Raw genomic sequence first — 21477 nt, forward strand, 5'->3', positions numbered from 1 at the left:
TTAGTTGTTATAAAATTAGGGAAACAATCAATAAAAGGAGGTCTTATATCGTTGACCACTCACTTCGAGTTGCCAAAAATGGGCGAAATCATCAGAAGGGTGCGGAAAATTAAAGGCCTGCGGCTGGAGGATTTGGCCGATGAACAAATTTCCCCCGCGACCATCTCCAATATCGAGCGCGGCGTTCCCCATGTGAAACAGGACAAGCTTTACTACCTGATGGAAAAACTAGGGATATCTATGGAGCAGATTCCGGAGTTAATAAAGGGCGAAGAAGAAAAGTTGCAAGAGTTAAAAACCAAACTGATCTCCTACGAATCCCTGAGCAGCATGGGCAAGCATGAGTTGTGTCTGCAAAAGCTGAAAGAGTTGGAAGCGGAGATCGATGACTCCCACCCCTACGCCCCTGACTATTATTATATTCAGGGGAAGTGTTACAGGCATCTCAAAAAATGGAGACAGGCGGAGAATGCTTATTATCAGGCCATTCGCGTGAGCCAACACACTCCTACAGATACCGAAGCCGCCGCCTTTAACGAACTAAGCCTCTGCAGTTTTTATCAAAACGATCTGGAACAGGCGCTCCAATACGTCGAAAGCGGTATCGACGCCTTTGCCGGTCGGGGAAATCGCTCCCAGATCATCTATATCCTCAAGCGGAACAAAGGCATCTACCTGGAACGGTTAGGCCGACTCGGGGAAGCGATGCGGGTAGTGGATGAAACATGGGACCAATTGTCGGAAATCGAGCAGGTGGAGACGACGCTGGTCTTTTACTGGCTGCGGGCGGAACTCTCCCGCAGAACAGGCGTGCTGGACCAAGCCGTCGAGTATGCCCAGACCGGTCTAGAATTAGCCCGCTTGAACCGGGATTTTTCCATGATGTTCGACTTTTGGACCGTACTCGGCAGCACCTATATTCAGTTAAAAAAATGGGAGCGGGCCGAACACTGTTTTGATATGGCACTTCAATTAAAAGATCGATTACCTGATTTTGACGAGGACAAATTTATTATCACCTATACCCGACTGGGACTACTTTATATGAAATTTAACCGCAATGAGGATGCTGTTATCGCCGTACAAAAGGCGATCGCGATTGGAGAAAGGATGAATGACGCCCCCCACCTGGCCAACGCCCTCCACGCCATGGGGGACTATTACCGTTTGCAGGACGACCGGCAGGAAGCGGCTGCCTACTACCGACGGGAGCTGGAACTTGCCGAAAGCCACGGCCTTCACCAACAAACCTATCAAGCCATGCTTCGCCTGGCCGAATGTTTGGAAGAAGTGGATAAAAAGGAATTTCAACAGTTAACTAGAAATATGTATAGACTACAGTTGAAATTGCAAAATGAGGAGGGCTCAATTCTTGAAAAAGTGGAGTAAAAACTTCCTGTTCGTCCTGATCACCGGTGTCATCTTATCAACTACATTCCATGCTGCCCCAACACTCGATTCAGCCCAATCAACTGATAGTAAACCTGGAGGACATTCAGCCCAATCAACTAATAGTAAACCTGGAGGACATTAAGAGAAAACCGGGCGGAGCTTTCTCCGCCCGGTTTTCTTGTTTGCATTAAGGGGTTCATCTTCACGATTCTCCCTTATCGATCCAATCCACCAGCGGACTCCCATTTCCTCCCCATTGATATTGGAAAAAGGAGCGGATCCGGTCCTCTGTGATCTCTTCCAGGGTAGAGGGTTCCCACCGGGGGGAACGATCTTTATCGACCAGCACCGAGCGAACCCCCTCATAAAAGTCCTCGCACTTCATAAAATTCATCGCCAAGCTCAATTCCATGGCCAAGCATTCTCGGAGCGACCGTTTTTGCCCCAGCTGAAGTTGGCGCAGGGTGACTTTCAATGACGTCGGAGATTTGGATCGGATGTTATTCATTCTCTTCTGCGCCCATTCATCGCCCGATTCCGCCGCTTTCTCCAGGGAAGAAAGGATCGCCTCCACGGTGTCAAACCGAAAGTGGAGATCAATCTGTTCCCGCTGCAACGGGAGGGTGGAGGACGGAGCCGTCGCGGAACCGTATTGCTCCAAGAGGTGATCCAGCTCCTGCCGGACGGATTCCGGTGACCATCTTTTTTCCATCAAGGCCTGTTTCAGCGCCGGCCATGTCGCGCGGGCCACATACCAGTCGGCGGCCCCGATGGAAAGGAGATCCCCCGAGCGGAGCACCTCAGAGGTTAAGGCGAGATAACGTCCTACACACCCCGGCATTTGATTTAAAAACCAGCTGGCCCCCACATCAGGGAAAAAGCCGATATTCATCTCAGGCATGGCCCATTTGGTCGTTTCCGTTACGATACGATGGGAAGCGCCGATGGAAATGCCGACACCGCCTCCCATCACCACCCCGTCCATATAGACGAGCACCGGCTTCGGATAGCGGTGGATTTCGTCATCCATCCGATACTCAGTGGAAAAAAAGGAGGCCGCATAAGCTTCCACGCCATGATCCCTTAATTCGTACAACCGGCGCATATCGCCCCCGGCACACAATCCTTTCTCCCCTTCTCCTTCGATACAGACCAGAGCCACCTGATCATCTTCTCTCCAGTCCCGCAGTTGCCGCTCCATGATTTTCACCATTTCTTCATTTAAGGCGTTTAATGCCCGTGGGCGATTGAGTCGGATCCAACCAACGCCGTTTACGATTTGCGTTCGCACACTCGTTTCATCACTCAACGTCAAAACCACCTTTACCTTGTTGGATACCTAAACTTGTCAGCGGTTTTTGGATGATCACACAGGTTGAATCACTATTATTTTATCGTAAGCAAAACCAGATGAAAGCACTTCCTTATAAAAAAATCCCCGCAAAGAATCGGCAAACCGATCCCTTACAGGGTCCATGAAAAATCCACATCAGACCGGATAAAAGGTCAGGAACCCACCCGGTAAAACTCATGGTACAACTTGATCAGCGCTCGCTTTTCGATGCGGGAGACATAGGAGCGAGAGATACCCATTTCCTTAGCGATTTCCCGCTGAGTTTTCTCTTTTCCTCCGGACAGACCGAATCGGTTTCGGATCACTTCCTGCTCCCTCGGATCAAGGATATGCAGATGTCCGTAGATCTTCTTCTTCTCGATCATCAACTGGACCGTCTCCACAATTTCATCCCGATCCGTTCCCAGCACATCGATCAACGTAATCTCATTTCCCTCTTTGTCTGTGCCGATCGGATCCTGCAGGGAAACATCCTTGCGCGCTTTTTTCAGAGAACGAAGGTGCATCAGAATCTCGTTTTCAATACAGCGGGCTGCATAGGTGGCCAGTTTGGTCCCTTTGTTGGGGCGGTAGGACTCAATCGCCTTGATCAATCCGATGGTACCGATGGAGATCAGGTCTTCCGTGTCCTCACTGGTGTTTTCAAATTTTTTGCAAATATGTGCGACCAACCGGAGATTATGTTCGATCAGGGCGTTGCGGGCCGCCCTGTCGCCCTCAACCATCCGCTGGAGATACTTCTCTTCCTCCTTTTCTTTGAGCGGCTGGGGAAAGGCATTGTTCTTGATGTACGCGACAAAGATCGCCACTTCACGGAATAGTAAAGCAAGGGTCGTGAACAAACCGGGCACGCCGCTGTCACCTCCGCTCTGCTTTGCCGAAAACAGGTGTTACCAGCATATGAGGAGGACAGCAGCCGCGTGCCTGTACGGAAAAATTTCATTCGATCGCGAAGTTCATTCATCGCGGGAAGACATTCGAATCGATATCCATCGACACCTACACCTTACCCATCAACAACCGAACCCGCGCCCTCCCGTGGATCCGCCGGGTTCGTTTCCACATTATGCATCGATTCAGACCAAGATAAGACCAATGAGCTTCCGCTGATCGCTTCGCCTTAACCTCCAAACATCGGCGGTGCATCCCGATCATCGCCGATGTTATCCTTATCTACCAACGCCGCACTCCGATTGGCGGAGTGCCTTCGGATTACAGCGTCCCTTCCAGCAGCCACCCTATATTTGTTCCAAGGGTTTCCGGTTTCCAAAGTTGGGACGAGGGCCAGAGGTGGGAGCCGCCCAACGCACCGCATTACTGATCACTCGCAGCACCTCCGAATGGTAGTAGGTCGGGTACGATTCATGGCCGGGCCGGAAATAAAACACCTTCCCTCGGCCACGGCGGTATGTACACCCACTGCGAAACACCTCTCCCCCCTTAAACCAGCTGACAAAGATCAATTCATCCGGCTGAGGAATGTCGAAAAATTCGCCGTACATCTCCTCTTTTTCGATGTCGATGTACTCCCCGATTCCTTCCACGATCGGATGATTGGGTTGAACCACCCACAGCCGCTCGTTTTCGTCCGCCTCCCGCCACTTCAAATCACAGCTGGTCCCCATCAACCTCTTGAATATTTTGGAAAAATGCCCGGAGTGAAGCACGATTAAACCCATGCCCTCCAACACACGCTGATGCACTCTCTCCACAATCTCATCCTCAACTTCGTCGTGGGCCACGTGTCCCCACCAGGTCAATACATCGGTATTGTTGAGCACCTCCTCGGTCAAACCGTGTTGGGGCTCATCCAGAGTAGCCGTTTTGGTCACGAATCCTTCTTTCCCTAGGTAATGGGCGATCGCACCGTGGATACCTTCAGGATAAAGGGATCGTACCTGCTCATCAGATTGCTCGTGACGGTTTTCGTTCCAGACCGTCACCCGGATCGTTGCTGTCATTGGTCAACCTTCCTTCTATCGGTATTGTCGATAAAGCGGTGGCAGCCATCTGTGAAAAATGATTACAAATCAGTTAACGTCCCCCCCGACTGAAGTTCAGCCCTCCCGTTTTACATTATTTTCTGAATATTTTCCTTTTTCACTTCTTACTTTGTTAAATTAATTTAACTAACAACCTCCATCTAAACGCCTCCTAAAAGGGCATCCATCCATGTACCAGACCGGTTGCGGGATGCCTCGCTATACGATGTCCACATCACATCGTCTGTTGGTGATCGGTAGCAGATTCTTTTTTAGTGGAAAAGTAGGTACCTGCCGCCATCACCACCGCACAGCTGAGAAGACCATACAAGATCGGGTTGAGAGAAGAGATTCCCTCGATCATCAAATCGGTTATGACGACCCCTGCACTAATTAGCATGGAAGCCAGCGTCACCTGAGCCGTTACTCTTTTCCAAAACAAGGCAGCGATTACAGGGATAAAAACACTGCCGGTCAGGAGTGCGTATGCTACATTGAGGGCCACCACGATGTTTTGAATAGCGAGTGAGATGATGACAGCCGTTGTACCGATGAGCAACGTGACCACTCGGGTCAGACGAATCTGATGTTTTTCGCTGGAACCACGGGGTAATAAGTCATTGGCGATAATCGTGGCGGATGCCATCAGGGTGCCGGAGGCGGTGGACATCACCGCCGAAGCTACGGCAGCGATCACCAACCCGAGCCATCCCGGAGGGAGGACTTCTGTCGCCAATTGCGGCAGTGCTTGTTGAGGATCTTGGAGATGGGGAAAAAGCACCTTCGCAGTCATCCCGATCACGGCCCCGGCGATCCCGTATCCGATACAATAGATGCCTCCCCACACGGTACCGTTACGGAGCGTTTGCTTATTTCTCGCGGTAAATGCTCGCTGCCAGATGTCCTGTCCGATCATCATCCCGAAGAAGTAGAGTAAGAAGTAGGAAAATATCACTTTCCCGCCAATATGGGTCATACGAAAATAATCGGCTGGGAGGTGAGCACGCAAGCCTTCCATTCCCCCCACTTCAAAGAAACCCATCGGCAGCACCAGCAACAACAGACCGACCGTCATCACCCAAAATTGAATCACATCCGTCAGGGTGACAGCCCACATCCCCCCAAGTGTGGTGTACAACACGAGGATCGCCCCCCCTACACAGATGGCAATCACATGGGGCCAGCCGAACATCGTTGTAAACAACACACCCATGGAGATCATCGCCGTGACGGACACCATCATGTCATAAACGGCCATTATCGCCGCACTGATGTAGCGACTACTCAGCCCGAATCGTCTCCCGAGCAATTCACTGACGCTGTAGACATGGTACTCACTCAGCTTTTTTGAAAATAAGATTCCCATGCCGATAAGCCCCAAGCCGATCATGACCACCAGCCACATACCGGAAATTCCGTGTTCGTAACCCAAGGATGAACTGCCGAAGGTGGAGGCTCCTCCCAACACCACAGCTGCTATCGCCGGTATAAACAGGCCGTAACCGAGACGCCGTCCCGCGACGAGATAGTCTTCCTCATTGGCGATCCTCTTCATGCTGCTAAAACCGATACCGATCAGGACAACAAAGTATAAGACAACTACGAGGATATCCAGGCTTGTCATGATCTCACCCTCGGATCCGTGATTTTACCGGGTCATGACTCATTCAATGCAATCAAGGCCAAAAACTCGTATACGACAGCCGCCCCTAATAGTGCCGTATTCTGGCTGTGATCATGGGCGGGCAACACCTCCACTAAGTCAAAACCGACATAGTTTAATAAAGGAAGATGCCGGACAAAGGTCAATCCTTGATGACTGGTAAACCCTCCGACCTCTGGTGTCCCCGTTCCGGGCGCATAAGCCGGATCAAAAAAATCGATATCAAAGGTCAGAAACGCGTTTCGGTCACCGACGCGATTTTCGATACGCCTCCGCAGATCTGTGGGATGCAGGGTATGTAGCTCGTCGGCAGCGATTACTTCAAACCCGAGCTCCGCCGCTTCATCCATATCGTCAGGGTGGTATACGGTCCCCCGCAGTCCGATTTGCACGGAATGATGCGGATCGATGATCTCTTCTTCCAGTGCCCGGCGAAAGGGTGTGCCGTGGGTATACTTCTTCCCCCAATACTCATCCCACGTGTCGCCGTGGGCATCGAAATGAACCAGACTGAGCGGCCCATAGACATCAGCCAAACCTCGCAATTCCGCCAATGTCACCGAATGATCGCCACCCAATCCGACCGGGATCACCTTTTCCCTGGCCAACCGGCGATAAGTGTCTCGAATGATGTCGAAGGAGTCTTCCATGTACCCCGGTAAAAGAGGTAGATCACCGTAGTCCACACAACGCACATGCTCAAAGGGATTGATCTTGTGAAAAGAGTGGGCGGGACGAAGCAGGACGGACATCTCACGAATCGCCGCTGGGCCAAACCGAGCCCCCGCACGGAAACTCGCCCCTGTGTCAAAGGGCAATCCGATGACTGCAACATCCGACCCGTCCATTTTCAGGTCAAGCCCCAGTTTCATAAACGTACGGATCCCGGTGTACCGGGGAGCCTTGGTGTAATCTGGGCGATAGGATGACATGTTCTCTACCCCTTTCAAACAATCTGATGGGATGGGGTCACATCCCCTATCAAAGATGTCCCAATTCCGTATATTCAGTATACAGGATTCGCCCAGCTAAACCACTAGACAGATTGTCTAAAGGAGCCAAGCTTCCTTTTACCACGACAAATAGAAAAAGCCAGGGAGGGCCCTGGCTTTTTCTATGATGACATGTGTCTCATTATATCAGCCAATACCGTATCGCTTGGGCCACGCCGTCTTCCTCGTTGGTTCCCGTGACCCAATCTGCAGCCTCTTTCACCACATCCTGCGCATTCCCCATGGCGATCCCGAGCCCCGCTTCTTTGATCATCCGGATATCGTTGAGACTGTCTCCCATCGCCATCACCTGGTCCATCGATAAACCCAACCGGCGACAGACCGTTTCCAGGCCGCGGGCCTTATGGACGCCGACGGCATTCACTTCCATATTCATCGGACTGGAATTAGTGATTTCCAATCTTGGGTTTTCAGACAGCTGTTCCAGAACCTCTGTTCTCACCCCGTCATCGTCAAAATCGAAACCAAACTTTAGCCACTGAGAGGAGGAGAGGTCCGTCGGCAACTGATTCCGCCACACCCGCTCCGAAGTTACTGCCCAGAAACGGGTCTGGTAACGACGGGATAGCTCCCGCATCTTTTCAACGTCTTCCAGGTGAAGCGGGTGTCTCTCCAGCAAATTTCCGGCATCATCCCATACCTCACTTCCGTTTACCGTCACCAGATAAGAGTTCAACTGCAACGATTCGGCATAGGGACGACAGGTGGCGATGGAACGACCGGTGCTTAACACAATGTGGACGCCTTGCTCACGGGCTTTTGCAATCGCTTGCCGATTGACTTCGGAGATCTCATCCTGCCCGTCTAACAGGGTCCCATCCATATCCAAGGCCAACAGCTTGAAACGAGTACTCACTCATCAACACGCCTTCCCAAATAATCATCACCCCCCGAGGGGTCTCTCAGAGGGCGTCAAAAACGGTTGGTTCAGGGCCGAGGATCCCCGTCCGATCTACTTCGTCCATGATCCAACCCCTCATTATGATAAGATGATCGATCTCCTTTTGCCCATACCTGTTTCATGACATTTGAGGTTGAAACAGCTTTTGCAACACCAGGGTATACGCACCGATCGCCCGACCGCTTCGCCCCAGGGTTGAGGGGACGATCGACACATCGCCGGCGGGGATGGAGAGAGCGCGCTCCCGAATCGTTTGTTTGAGCGGGTCAAGTACCAGCGGTCCGGCTGCGATCACCCCGCCGCTCAGGATAATCTTGCGGGGATTAAACAGATTGACCAGGTTGGACAGCCCAATCCCTAGGTAACGGCCGGTTTCCGCCAAAATTTCCGCAGCAAACGTGTCCCCAGCTCGGGCCGCTTGAAAAATCGCCTCCCCGGTGAGGGAATCGGCGGTATCCTGGAGCTTATCGCTGAGGGAGGAGGAGACACCGGTTTGCAATTGCTCTCGGGCTCGCCTCACCATGGCTGGTGCGGCGACAAACGCTTCCAAACAGCCATGATTGCCGCAGTTGCACAAGGGACCCCTGGCATCGATGGTCGTATGGCCCACCTCCCCCGCCGTAAAGGAGGGGCCGTGTACCAACCGGCCCTCAGCGATGATCCCGGCACCCACTCCGGTGCCCACATGGACGGAGATAAAATCATCGATCCCCTGTCCCTGGCCAAACCAACTCTCGCCGATGGCAAGCGCCCGCACGTCATTCTCCACCTCCACCGGCACCTTAAAGACCTCTTCCAACAGCGATGCGATCGGAATATCCCTGAGGTAGAGATTGGGGGCGTAAATAGAGATCCCTTGTTCGGGATCTACCAAACCGTGCATTCCCACCCCGATCCCCAACAGGGGATGACCTTTTTTCTGGATCTGTTCCTTCACCTGATGGACTGCTTTTTGCACAATCGAGACAAACTGCTCCTTGGTTGGCCGAGGAGGAACAGGGAGGACAACCTCCTCGCCAGCGCGCCCTTCCAGATCGGCCGCCAAGGCTCTCACTTTTTTGGCCCCAGCATAGACGCCAATCACGCCGAAAGCAGATCCATTGATCTTTAACAAGATCGGCTTGCGTCCCCCCGTCGATTCCCCGCGGTCGCTCTCCACCACGAGGCCGGATTGAAGAAGTTCCGCAACAATATTGGTGACCGTAGGGGAGGTCAGCCGGGTCACCTTGGCGATCTCTGACCGGGAAATGGGTCCCTGGAGCCGAATGATGTTGAGAATGGCGGACTTATTGATCGATTTCATCCATTGAAAACTGCCAGTCTGTATGGGATGCGACATCCTGTCACCGTCCTTGTCTTTCTACGGTGGACCTCCTGTCCGAGTCACCTTATGAGAATATCAGGCCTTCGGTAGAGTTTTCCATCCGCTTTCCGTTCAATATAAACCCATTCTCCCGTTTCCGTCAAAAACTCGTTCCCCTCCGCACCCACCAGAAGCGTATCCTCCGATTTAATCCCCGGTAACGAGGGATTCCAGGCGAAGGCTTGGTGGAGCTGAACCCTGCCGCCGCTCCCCTCGTGGGCCAAAAACTCCCGGGGGGCATAACCTGTCGGTCCCCCTTGGTGGAGATAGCGCCAATCCTCCGGGAAACCCGCTTCTTCATAGGCCCGGACCCCCGTCCGGAATACTTCCCGGATAGGGACCCCCGGCCGGGTGGCCCGATTCATCGCCAGGTCGATCTCCATCAACTTGAGCCGATTCTGCTTTAGATCCGGCGGGAGAGGCCCGAAATGGACGAAGCGGGTCACATTGGCCACCAACCCAGCTCGTTCGGCACACAAAACCAACATCCCATACCGCTGAAGCGGTTTGTCCGTCGGAATCGGATGGCGGTAGCGACGGATCCGTTCATCTGTGGCCACCAACAACACCGGTACCCGCATTCCCCGGGCGACTGCTTTTCCTGCGAGGAGACCCGCGATCTCAAGCTCGGTCATCCCCGGTTGGAGATCCATGCAGGTTTGTTCCAGTAAACGGGCGGCTTCCTGGCACAATAGCCGGTAACGGTCCCGCTCTGACGGACCCAACACATAAGCGAGGCGGGCCAGCTCAGGACCGAAAAGGAGCGTGTCCACCCCTTCCGCCGGAGCATCGCTGCCGATGCGCTTTCCCAGGCAGGCTTGAGCGAGGCGCGGCTCTGTTCCTGCATACCAAGGAGAGACCACCTGTTCAAAGCCGAGGCCGTCCAACTCCTCTTCGGTGATCCGGTCCGCTTCCATCTCCGTGGTGAAAACAATCACCCGATCCTTCAAGACCAACAGATCGGCGACCCCCTTTTCCTCCGACTGGAGGATATGGTTGGAGCCGCCGCCAGTCAACCAACTGAAACTGCGCCGTTTTCGAAGCAGAACCCCGTCCAGCCCTCTCTCCTCCATCCACCGGCGCAGTCGATCCACCCGTTGGCTCACCTCTGCGGAAAGATCGACCTTCATCGGCTGATCCCCCACTCCCCGCGCCGGCTTCCATACCCCTTCGGATGGCTGCGGTGCCAATTCCAGGCGTGATCGATCATCTCCTCCAACCGCGGGTATTTCGGCTGCCACCCTAGCTCGGAGCGAGCTTTATCCGAGGAGGCGACCAACACCGCCGGATCCCCCGGACGGCGGGGGGTTACACGGATAGGAATCTCCCGTCCGGTCACCTTCCGGGCGGCGTTGATCACTTCCCTCACCGAGAAACCCTCCCCGTTTCCCAAGTTGTACACACCGCTCCCTTCCCCTCTCCGCAGCCTATCCAGGGCGAGGGCATGAGCCTGGGCCAGATCGATCACATGGATATAATCCCGGATACAGGTGCCATCTCTCGTCGGATAATCATCTCCGAAAATGGCGATTTCCTTCCGCTCGCCCAGAGCGGTCTGCAATACCAGCGGAATCAGATGGGTTTCCGGATCATGATCTTCTCCCATCTCTCCGCCGGGCCAGGCACCGGCCGCATTAAAATACCGAAGGCTGACCGACTGAACGCCGTGGGCCTGTTCACACCAGTGAAGCATCTTTTCGATGGCCCGCTTGGTTTCCCCGTAGGGGTTGGTTGGGCGGGTCGGGTCCATCTCCCGGATGGGAAGTCGCTCCGGTTCCCCGTAGACGGCCGCGGTGGAAGAAAAGACGATTCGGTTCACGTCGTGTCGAATCATTTTTCGGAGCAGACATAAAGTGCCATACAAGTTGTTTTCATAATACTTCAGCGGATCTGCCGCACTCTCTCCCACCAAGGAGTGGGCAGCAAAATGGACGACCGCGTCGATATCGTGTTCCGTGAAGATGCGATCCAATAAGTCCCCATCGCGAAGGTCCCCCTCATAAAAGGCATCTCCCCGCACCGCTTGTCGATGCCCGGTCTGTAAATGATCCAGAAGGATCACCTCTTCGGCCTGCTCTTTTAAAAAAACAACGGTGTGACTGCCGATATAGCCGGCTCCACCAGTAACCAATACCGCCATCCTTTACACCTCCTCTGTGATTTCCCGGGCCCCCGCTCCGATCTCCGCCGCGTAAAAGCGGGGCGTCAAACCCGTCTGTTGCGTATACCCTTCAGTCACATGCCGCTTAAAATCCTGCAAACGCTCCCGTCGAACCAGATTGACGGTACAACCGCCAAAGCCGGCTCCGGTCATCCGCGCGCCGATGCACCCGTCGAAGGAAACAGCCGCATCAAACAGAGCATCCAGCTCAGGTCCCGTCACTTCGTAATCGTCCCGCAAGGATCGGTGCGACTCTTTCATCAGCTTCCCGAAACGGGATAGATCCCCCGATTCCAGGGCGGTGGCGGAGTCCAGGACACGCTGGTTTTCCGTCACCACATGTTCCAGTCGCCTCCGGTAGAGCGGTGAAGCAATTCCCTTCCGATGGGTCAGCCACTCCTTCACCGCCACTTCCCCCAAGACCGCCGGCTTGGGAAACCGACGCTTCAGTTGGTGAAATCCCTCTTCACACTCTCGGCGTCGATCGTTGTATTTGGAACCAGTCAGCGTACGGGCTTTGTTGGTATGGGTGATCACTAGCCGATATTCCTTCAGTGAAAGGGGAACATGTCGGTATTCCAGCGTCCGGCAGTTGAGAAGGACGGCGTGATCCGCTTGGCCCATTCCCGATGCAAAAGGATCCATAATCCCTGATTGCACCCCGATAAATGCATTTTCTGCCCGCTGCGCCATCTGGATCAGCTCTAACATCGGCCACGCCCCTTCTTCCAACGCAGCCAAGGCGACGGCTGTCGCCAGCTCAATCGAAGCGGAGGAGGAGAGTCCCGCCCCCTGGGGCATATCACCGTGAAAGAGCAGGTCCGCACCCGGAAGAGCAGCCCCCTTTTCGGCAAACTGCCCGATCATGCCCTTGGGATAATTGGCCCAGCCCTCCTTCTGCCGATAGACGATCCTGTCTTTTCGGCACTCCACCTGCTCTGAATAGTGGGTAGAAGCCAACCGATATCTTCCGTCCCGCCGAGGTCGCACCGCCACCTGAGTACCGAAAGAGAGCGCGGCCGGCAAAACATAGCCACCGGTGTAATCAGTGTGCTCCCCGATCAGATTGACCCGTCCAGGGGCAAAAAAGATTCGAACCGGTCCTGGACCGAAAATCTGGGTAAATCGATCCTGCAGCCACTGCCGATCGGTCACGGCGCATCCACCCCTTCCTGCTTCAACCATCGCAGATACGCCTTTCGCAATTGCGGGGCCGTCTCCTCCACAGCGTGGGGATTGCAGGCCGCCCAGGCACCCAATTCCGAGGAGGCATAATACTTGATCTTGTTCCGCTCCCGCAAAGGCGGGTAAAACTCGATATGGAAATGGTAATAAGCCTCCACATCAGCCCCGGCCACCGGACGTTGGTGAAGCACCATCATGTAGGGAAAGGGCCGTTGAAACAAAGTGTCCATCGCCCCGGTCATCTGCTTCAACATCTCGGCGAGGGCGCGTTTCTGCGGACGGCTGAAATCGCTCAAGGCCGTCTGATGGCTTTTGCTCGTGATAAACAGACCGTAGGGATAATCGGTAAAAAAGGGAATGTAGCTGAGAAAGTGATCGTTTTCCGCGATCACCCGCTGTTGGAAGGCCTGCTCCTCCCGGTTGATATCGCAGATCAAACAGGAACCCGTCCGCTCATGGTGCTTTTTGCAGTTGGCCAGCTCGGTCCGGATTTTTAGCGGCATCTGGGAATAAGCGTAGATCTGACCGTGAGGGTGGGGCATGGTTACTCCCACTTCTTCCCCGCGATTTTCAAAGATCATCACGTATTGATGCCGGGGGTCCTTCCCCAGCTCCACATACCGTTTTGTCCACAGATCCACCAGCTTTTCGATGTGATCCACAGTCAGTTCCGGCAAAGTGGTGGTGTGGTTTGGGGAGTAGAGAATCACTTCACACTTGCCCACCGCCGGTTTCGTCCGGTACAGATCCGACCCGACAGGATCGGGTTCCGGAGGTTGCTCCATCAGCGCCGGAAAATCATTATCGTATTTCAGCACCTCATATTCCTCGGGAACTTTTCCCGATCCTGGACAAAAGGGGCAATCAGTTTTCGGCATCGTGGGCCGGTTTTTCCGATTGGAGGCCACCATCGTCCAATCGTCCAACAGCGGATTGTAGCGGAGTTCCACAAGCATTCACCTCATCCAAAATTACTTAAATTAATTAATTATCTAATTATATCGTATACGAACGCACTATTTTTTTAAATATTACGGAGAAAAAACAGTAGAACGAATCTGCTTTTTAAACAAATCCGCCACCTCCAAAAGCTTGCGATGAAACACGCCATCCCGCTCTACAGGCCACCACAATTCCATCGGCTCCAGATACTCCGTTGCCGGAGCCGACCCTTCCCGGTATTGACCAGGTCGTACAGAGGCCACCAGGTGTATCCGATGACCGGGATGCCTTCACTCCGCAATTCCCCCACGGCCTCCACAGAATTCGTCAACCATTGTACCCGGTTGCCCACCTTCTGATTGGTACTGGTTTCAGTGATCCATATCGGACGGCGGTATCGTCTGTAATAAGCCTGGATGACGTTTTTCAACCCCTGTGATCCGCCCCAAACCGGTTGCTGGATGATGCGATCATCCTCCCTGATCACGTCGAAGACGGACAGCTTCGGACAGTAATTGATACCGACGACGTCCAGAGAGACGGCATACCGACGAACCATTTCAGCTCCTCTCCTACCAAACCATGGGTGGTCAACCAGTCGAACAGGGCATGCCCCTCGTCCACCATACCGAGATGAGATCGAAACAGAGATGAAAATGTGTTAGTAGTTGCTCTGACGAAACCTATAAACAAAAAAAGACCGGGACCCGGTCCTTCTTATTGTGACGAGTTATCCTTTTGAAACGGAAATCAGACGGTTCATCCGGGTCTTGAGCCGGTTCCGGGCATTACGGATGCGATCCTTAGCCCGGATCCAATGCTCCCGGTCTTCCTGCAAGCGAAGGATTCGGTTGTCCAGCATCCGTTTCACTTCCGTCGGATGGGGGCTGCCGGGGCATCGGCGCACGTCGATAAAGTGACGGGGATCAGCGATCTGGGCCAGTTTCTCTTCCGAAAAAGTGATCGCCTGATTGGTCACTTCAAGAGCCGCCTCCGCAAGCATCTGCGGTGGAACGTGATCCAGCTCCAGCCCGGCCCGGTGCGCCCTCTGAGCCACCTGGGCCGCGATCTGGTGAGCGATGCGAAAGGAGAGGTTTTTCTCCCGGACCAGGACATCGGCCAGTTCAGTGATGGTGATATATCCCAACCGGGCCCGCTTGGCCAGATGCTCCTTGTCGATGTCGATGGTGCAGATCACGGCGGTCATCAGCTTCAACACCCGGATGCTCTTATCGATCGCCCGGTAGAGGTGAGGCTGCAGATCATCTTCCGTGTCGACAATATCTCCGAAGGGGGTGTTGTGAACCATGGTGATGGCGGCCTGGGCATCGGCAGCGGCGCTGCTGGCCAGGGAGCGGGAATGCTCCACGGAGACGGGATTTCTCTTTTGGGGCATGATGCTGCTGATCTGGACGTAGGGATCCGCCACCTCAACCGCACGAAACTCCCGAGTGCAAAATTGGAGCATATCCTGAACCCACCGCCCCACATCCGTCATGAGCATGAGGACCGAAGTGGCCGTCTCCAACAGATAATCGGCACCAGCAATCGCATCGTAAGAGTTTTCCACTATATCGTCAAACCCCAAACTTTCCTTCACGGAATCCCGGCAGATGTCAAAGCCGGTGGTGGTGAGGGCGGCGGCGCCAAGGGGACTTCGGTTGACGGTCTGATAGGCTGACCATAGCCGGCGGGTGTCCCGCTCTACCAGATCGTGAACCGCCAAAAGATAATGGGCCAGCGTAGTCGGCTGCGCCGGTTGGGTGTGGGTATAAGCCGGCATCACCGTCTCCCGGTGTTCCTCCGCCACTTCCAACAACGCTTCCCGCAGGTCCTGCAGGTGTTGAAGCAACAGCAACAGGTGATCCCGCAATACCAGACGGTACATGGCCACGCCCATGTCGTTGCGGCTGCGGGCGATGTGCATATTTCCCGCCAACTCCTCTCCGATCGACTCCTTCAGCCGACCCTCCACCATGAAAAACAGGTCCTCGTACCGAGGATCATATTGAAACTCCGAGGGGTCGGATCCGGCCAGCTTTTCCACTCCCTGTAGAATCTCTCCGGCTTCCGCCTCAGACAGCAACCCCTGATCACACAACATCACCACATGGGCCCGATGCACCTGAAACATGGCCCTAAACAGAAAATCCCGCTGGTCATGAAACACCGGCTTCAACAGGCAGTCCACATAAGTCTTGCCGGGAAAGCGCCTGCCGTCGGCGGCCAGTACCTTTTCCCTCTTTCTCATCCCTTCACCTCCGCTGCGTCATCACAGGGTCTGTTCTGTTTTGACCCCGAAAAAACGTTGCGAAATCCACAGGACGCCGGCAATCAGGAGAATCTGATAGACGGCGTAAGCCGCGGCCTGCCCCAGATTAAACATGCGGAGTTGGTTCATGATCTCGATGGAGATGGGGCGGTTGTCGATGGTGTAAAGCATGACCGAGGAAACAAATTCACCTACGGCAGTCACAAAAGCAAGCAGCGTACCGGCCATAATCCCCGGCAGAATCACCGGCAAGATCACGCGACGGAAACTGGTCGTCCACCGGGCCCCCAGATTTCGGGCCGCCTCCTCCAAAGAATCATCCAACTGCTCCAGGGCGGCGTGGGTGGAGCGAACCACCAAGGGGATGTGGCGGACGAAATATGCCAAGGGCAGGATCCAAAAGGTTCCCACTAACACCTGACCGAAGGTAAAGGGGGTCGGGACATTGAAGGCCAGGATCATGTTCATCGCTACCACAGTGGCCGGCAGCGCCCAGGGAAGCATAATCAGGATATCGAGCAGATTTTTCCCACGAAATTTTCTTTTAGCCAAAAGATAAGCGGCCAAGATTCCGAAAAGCACATTGCCGGCAGTGGCGATGGCCGCCATCACGAGACTGTTCCGAACCGGTTCCCAGATGTTTGGATCTTTCATCAACAAAATGTAATTTTCGAAACTGAAGGTTGTGGGATAGGTCTGGTAGGTCCAAGTGCCTTCCGGAACCAACGATAAGAGCAGCAGGGTGGCATGAGGCAGGAGCAGAACGATCACGCCCAGCATGCCAGCGATGGCCAAAGGCCATTTCACCCAGGGATTGCGCACTTCTGTCCGGTGAATGCCCACCCCCTTTTCCATCATCCGATAATCCCGTCGCCCCTGATACCACCGCATAAACAGCAAAAAGGAGATGGAGATGACGGACAGGATCAAAGATTGGGTGGCAGCCATGTCCAGATTGCCGTTGATCTTGGAAAAATAGATTTGCAGACTGAGCACCCGAAAGCCACCGGCTAGCAGGAAGGGGGCCGAAAAAGAAGCCATCGAGGTCATAAAGACCAGCAGCGACGCCGCCACCAGAGCCGGGGTGAGCAACGGCAAGGTGACACGGCGAAATACTGTCCAGGACCCGGCTCCCAGATTGGCAGCCGCCTCCTCCAGAGCCGGGTTGATCCCCCGAATCGCCGATGAGACGGTCATGTAGAAATAGACGTACATGGTGTAAGCATGGACGAGCAGGATGCCCGGCACTCCGGTCAGGCTGAAGGGCGGCTCCTCCCATCCAAACAGGTCCTGAATGGCCCGGGTGACCAAGCCGGATTCCCCGTAGAGAAAGAGAAACGACATGACCCCGACCAAGGATGGCAATACGATCGGCATCACCGCCGCCGATGCGAAAAAGCGACGCCCGGGAAACTCATACCGGTTGAAGATAAAGGCGAGGGGGACCCCGATCAACGCGCTCAAAATCACACTGAGCACCGATATATAGAGGCTGTTCCACAGCGCCTCCAGATTGGCCATGTTCTCAGGGTTAAAAAAATGCCGGTAATTTTGCAGTGTGATCGAGCCATCCACCCAAATGCTTTCCATCAGGGTTCGCAAGCCGGGATAAAAGACATAGGCAAACAAGACAGCCACCACCGGGAGCAGGAGCACCCAGGTAAAGATGCGGTCCCTTTTAAGCCCTTCCCCCCTCCGTCTCAACCAGCGGTTAAACATTGGTCTCACCCTCGGGAATCAGTTGAAGGCGCTCCTCCGGAAACCGAAAGCGCACCTGATCTCCCTCCCGCAACCGGCCCATCCAATCGGGACGGTTGACAAACATCGCCTTCAGCGACGCACCGTTTTCCAGGCGGGCTTCACAGTGAAACGAAGTGCCCATAAATTGGACCCACTCCATGTTTGCCGTAAACGTTGACCCCTCCTCCTCTTCCCGGGCGAGATCCACCGCTTCCGGGCGAAGGGTGAGGAATAACCGATCACCCGGCTTCGCTGAAAACCCGGCTTCCTCCCGCCGGTGTCGAACCTGAAAGGTTTTACCCATGCTTCGGACACGCACCGCCTCCGCCGACACCTCTTCCACTGTGGCTGGAAAGAGGTTGGTCTCTCCGACAAAAGAAGCGACAAAGGCGTTTCGCGGACAATTATAAACCTCCTCCGGCGTCCCCACCTGCTGACAGGTCCCCTGGTTAAACACCGCGATTCGATCGCTCATGGACAAAGCCTCCGTCTGATCATGGGTCACGTAGACGGTGGTTATCCCGAGAGAGCGTTGCAAGGACAGGATTTCCGAACGCATCTCGTCCCGAAGCCGGGCATCCAGGTTGCTGAGAGGTTCATCCAGGAGCAGGATCCCGGGTCGGATCACCAGGGAACGGGCTAGAGCGACCCGCTGTTGCTGTCCCCCGCTGAGCTGAGCGATCCTACGATCGCCGTAGCCGCCCAACCGTACCTGCTGAAGCGCCTCTTCCACTCGCTCCCGGATCTCCGGTTTGGGCACCTTGGCCACCTCCAGTCCGAAAGCCACATTTTCACTTACTGTCATATGGGGAAAAAGGGCATAGTTTTGAAACACCATGCCCGTATTTCGCTTCTGAGGCGGCACTTCTGTCACATTCCGATCATCAAACCAAATTCGCCCGGTCGTCGGATAATAAAAGCCGGCAATCATTCTGAGTGTCGTCGTTTTCCCGCATCCACTGGGTCCGAGAAGGGTGAAAAATTCCCCTTCCTCGATGGTCAGATTCAGCTGATCGACTCCTATGGCAGTTCCGAATTTTTTGGATACATTTTCTAGACGGACCCGGCTCACCTGTGGATCCCTCCCCGTCCAATATGATCACTCTTCGGTCTGTTTGGCTTCGTTTTTTATCCGCTGATCCCAGTGCTTCATCCACTCCTCTTCCTTTTTCCGCAACTGCTTCCAATCCAGCTTCATCGTTTTGATTTCCGTCTCTTCAATCCAATCCGGAAGCCCTTTAATATCCCTTCGGGTCGGAATCCGGTAATAGGTTTCGGCCAACCGCTTTGCTGCCTGTTTGGAGTTGACAAACTCGTAGAAAGCTTTGGCCGCCTTGGGATGCTTCGACCCTTTGACCAGCGCGATCCCCTCGGTCAAAACCGGCGTCCCGCTTTCAGGGATGACGAAATCGAAGGGATAATTTTTCATCTCTTTCAACATAACGGTATCCGGCATATTCCACACGGTGAGGGAACCTTCCCCCCGAGCCACTTTACTGTACATGATCTCGGGGTTGGCGGCGTATTCCTTGGTGTTGGCATCCAACTTTTTTAACCATTCAAAGCCTGCCCCCGGACTGTTGGACGCCTCGTTTTCCCGGTAGATCATCGCGGTGAAGATCGTCCGCATCGTGCCGGAGGCGAGGGGGTAGCGGATGATAATCTCGTCTTTCCATTTCGGATCCAACAGATCGTCCCAATCCCGGGGCGCTTCCGATGGAGAAATTTCCTTGGTGTTGTACATGATCACTTCCGGCGTCTGACTGGTCCCCGTCCAACTGAAATCCTCTGCCCGAAACTCTTCGGGAAGGGCTTCGGCATAGGAAGGTTGATAAGGTTGTAAGAGCCCTTCTTCCTGAGCCTGTTCAAACATCACCGACGGGGCTCCCCACCAGATATCCGCCTGTGGATTCTCCTTTTCGGAGCGAACCCGGTCGAGAATCTCCTGGGACCCGATATCCAACCATTCCACATCGGTTTGGGGATACTTCTGTTCAAACCTCTTTTCAAAATCTTTCAGAATGTCTTTGCCGTGTGGGGAATAGACGACCACTTTCTCTTCCAAACCTTTGCCGTTGGCGGAATCCCCCTCGGGCTCCGAGGCCAGGCACCCGGTAGTGATCACTGTGACCAAAAAGGGGAGGAACAACCAACCCTTTCTGACGAGGGCATTCATAGAAACACTCCCTTCCGCAAACTTTCACAAAACACCCTGATAGGGGCAGTCATGCTCTCGCAAAACTAACGCACCCGCCCCCAGGGCACCTGCATCCGCACCCAGCTGACTGACACGGATCTCCGTTTGTATCGGGGCCAACCGTTTCACACTCTTCACAATCTGGGGAAGAAACAGATCTCGGGAGTTCATCAACCTGCCTCCCAAAATCACCACTTCCGGATCTACCAAGGCCACCGTATTGATGATCCCCGCCGCCACATGTCGTTTGGCCTCCTGGATCACCTGTCCCGCAACCTCATCCCCCCGCCTCCATCGATCAAATACCACTTTGGCATCGGTTATCGCGGGATTCCGCACACGGCGCTGGTACTGACGCAGGATGGCCGGACAGCCGGCTCTGCTTTCCAGATAGCCGAACCCGGTCACCACCGGGTCATTCCAGTGATCGATCGCCTGGGAATCCGTCACCATAAACCCGAACTCTCCCGATGCCCAGTGGCAACCCCTGTACAATTCCCCGTTCAGGATCAAGCCACACCCGATACCGGTCCCGATGGTGATCATAACCACATGTTGTTTGCCCTCTCCCGCCCCTCGCCAACATTCTCCCAAGGCCGCCACATTGACGTCGTTTTCCACATAGACGGGTAAATGGAACCGTCGCTCCATTTCGGCTTTCAGTGGAAGATCGGTCCAACCGAGGCTCGGTGCCGACAGCACCATGCCGTCTTCAAAGCGGGTGATTCCCGGTGTCCCCACACCAAACCCGATCAGCCGGTCTGTGGGAATCGGTGCTCTCCCCAAAAAATGTTCCACCCATTGAAACAGGGAGAGCAGGTCAGAACATGTGGGGATCACTTCTTTGCAAAGGATCCTTCCGGAAAGATTGCAGATAACCGTAGTGATCTGGGATCCCCCAATATCGATGCCGCAGACAAAGGCCGCGTCCTCCACGATCGATAATAAGACCGGCCGCCTTCCACCCTGAGTGGGGGAAACACCGGTACCAGTCTCTTTCACCACCCCTTCTTCCAACAATTCATCGATCAACTGTGACACCGTTGTTCTGCTGAGCAAGGTAATCTCGGCGATGTCCGCCCGGGAAATCGGTTGTTTTTCGCGGATGGTCGCAAGGATCAATCGTTTGTTCATCCGTTTCATCGCCCGCGGCGTTCTGCTGACTATGTACCTTCCCATAAGCCATCCTCACTTGGTTTGTTAAGTTTCCAAACAAACTTGGCAGAGGTGGGATTCATACCGTCAACCTTACTATAAACCCAAGGCAAAATATTCGCAATCATTTTCCCTCTTGCACTGGAAATGATTGAAA

Annotated in this window: 18 protein-coding genes; 1 reads left to right on the plus strand and 17 read right to left on the minus strand. The window is 54.2% G+C overall.

Annotated features, from left to right (window positions below; genetic code table 11):
- Positions 1-51: 51 nt before the first annotated feature.
- Positions 52-1389, plus strand: coding sequence for a tetratricopeptide repeat protein (locus BLP91_RS09495; RefSeq protein WP_245662216.1), 1338 nt, complete (start codon positions 52-54; stop codon positions 1387-1389).
- A gap of 205 nt (positions 1390-1594) precedes the next feature.
- Here the strand turns inward: BLP91_RS09495 and BLP91_RS09500 are convergent, their stop codons facing one another.
- From BLP91_RS09500 to BLP91_RS09580, 17 genes are all read right to left on the minus strand, one after another.
- Positions 1595-2701, minus strand: coding sequence for an enoyl-CoA hydratase/isomerase family protein (locus BLP91_RS09500; RefSeq protein ID WP_245662217.1), 1107 nt, complete (start codon positions 2699-2701; stop codon positions 1595-1597).
- A gap of 197 nt (positions 2702-2898) precedes the next feature.
- Complete coding sequence (gene sigK / locus BLP91_RS09505; protein WP_091570123.1) at positions 2899-3597, minus strand: RNA polymerase sporulation sigma factor SigK; 699 nt, start codon at positions 3595-3597, stop codon at positions 2899-2901.
- Between the two features lie 387 nt (positions 3598-3984).
- A complete protein-coding gene (locus tag BLP91_RS09510) occupies positions 3985-4707 on the minus strand; it encodes a ThuA domain-containing protein (RefSeq protein WP_091570126.1) in 723 nt (240 codons plus the stop codon).
- A 256-nt stretch (positions 4708-4963) separates the two neighbouring features.
- The gene (locus BLP91_RS09515; protein ID WP_245662218.1) at positions 4964-6352 is read right to left on the minus strand and encodes a sodium:solute symporter family protein; all 1389 of its coding nucleotides are present in this window, start codon (positions 6350-6352) and stop codon (positions 4964-4966) included.
- Positions 6353-6384: 32 nt separating this feature from the next.
- The gene (gene speB, locus BLP91_RS09520) at positions 6385-7323 is read right to left on the minus strand and encodes an agmatinase (protein ID WP_091570132.1); all 939 of its coding nucleotides are present in this window, start codon (positions 7321-7323) and stop codon (positions 6385-6387) included.
- Between the two features lie 202 nt (positions 7324-7525).
- Entirely contained in the window at positions 7526-8260 is a 735-nt protein-coding gene (locus BLP91_RS09525; RefSeq protein WP_091570135.1) for a Cof-type HAD-IIB family hydrolase, read from the minus strand.
- A gap of 163 nt (positions 8261-8423) precedes the next feature.
- A complete protein-coding gene (locus tag BLP91_RS09530) occupies positions 8424-9644 on the minus strand; it encodes an ROK family transcriptional regulator (protein ID WP_091570137.1) in 1221 nt (406 codons plus the stop codon).
- 44 nt (positions 9645-9688) lie between these two features.
- The gene (locus BLP91_RS09535; RefSeq protein WP_091570140.1) at positions 9689-10798 is read right to left on the minus strand and encodes a M24 family metallopeptidase; all 1110 of its coding nucleotides are present in this window, start codon (positions 10796-10798) and stop codon (positions 9689-9691) included.
- On the minus strand, positions 10795-11808 hold the full coding sequence (galE, locus tag BLP91_RS09540) for a UDP-glucose 4-epimerase GalE (RefSeq protein ID WP_091570143.1): 1014 nt from the start codon (positions 11806-11808) through the stop codon (positions 10795-10797). Before galE ends, BLP91_RS09535 begins: the two co-directional genes overlap by 4 nt.
- Positions 11809-11811: 3 nt before the next feature.
- Positions 11812-12984: a galactokinase gene (locus tag BLP91_RS09545; protein WP_245662219.1), complete on the minus strand. Its 1173-nt coding sequence runs from the start codon at positions 12982-12984 to the stop codon at positions 11812-11814.
- Positions 12981-13970, minus strand: coding sequence for a galactose-1-phosphate uridylyltransferase (gene galT, locus BLP91_RS09550; protein WP_091570147.1), 990 nt, complete (start codon positions 13968-13970; stop codon positions 12981-12983). The genes BLP91_RS09545 and galT overlap by 4 nt, the downstream gene beginning before the upstream one ends.
- A 161-nt stretch (positions 13971-14131) precedes the next feature.
- Complete coding sequence (locus tag BLP91_RS09555; RefSeq protein ID WP_091570149.1) at positions 14132-14515, minus strand: family 1 glycosylhydrolase; 384 nt, start codon at positions 14513-14515, stop codon at positions 14132-14134.
- 171 nt (positions 14516-14686) lie between these two features.
- Positions 14687-16207: an argininosuccinate lyase gene (argH, locus tag BLP91_RS09560; RefSeq protein ID WP_091570152.1), complete on the minus strand. Its 1521-nt coding sequence runs from the start codon at positions 16205-16207 to the stop codon at positions 14687-14689.
- Between the two features lie 21 nt (positions 16208-16228).
- On the minus strand, positions 16229-17947 hold the full coding sequence (locus BLP91_RS09565) for an ABC transporter permease (protein ID WP_091570155.1): 1719 nt from the start codon (positions 17945-17947) through the stop codon (positions 16229-16231).
- On the minus strand, positions 17940-19040 hold the full coding sequence (locus BLP91_RS09570; protein ID WP_091570157.1) for an ABC transporter ATP-binding protein: 1101 nt from the start codon (positions 19038-19040) through the stop codon (positions 17940-17942). The genes BLP91_RS09565 and BLP91_RS09570 overlap by 8 nt, the downstream gene beginning before the upstream one ends.
- A 27-nt stretch (positions 19041-19067) precedes the next feature.
- Positions 19068-20144: an extracellular solute-binding protein gene (locus tag BLP91_RS09575; RefSeq protein ID WP_091570160.1), complete on the minus strand. Its 1077-nt coding sequence runs from the start codon at positions 20142-20144 to the stop codon at positions 19068-19070.
- A gap of 24 nt (positions 20145-20168) precedes the next feature.
- Positions 20169-21344: an ROK family transcriptional regulator gene (locus tag BLP91_RS09580; RefSeq protein WP_091570163.1), complete on the minus strand. Its 1176-nt coding sequence runs from the start codon at positions 21342-21344 to the stop codon at positions 20169-20171.
- Positions 21345-21477: the final 133 nt, after the last annotated feature.

Origin of the sequence: Melghirimyces thermohalophilus, from assembly GCF_900102685.1 — a bacterium.
Taxonomy (GTDB): domain Bacteria; phylum Bacillota; class Bacilli; order Thermoactinomycetales; family DSM-45169; genus Melghirimyces; species Melghirimyces thermohalophilus.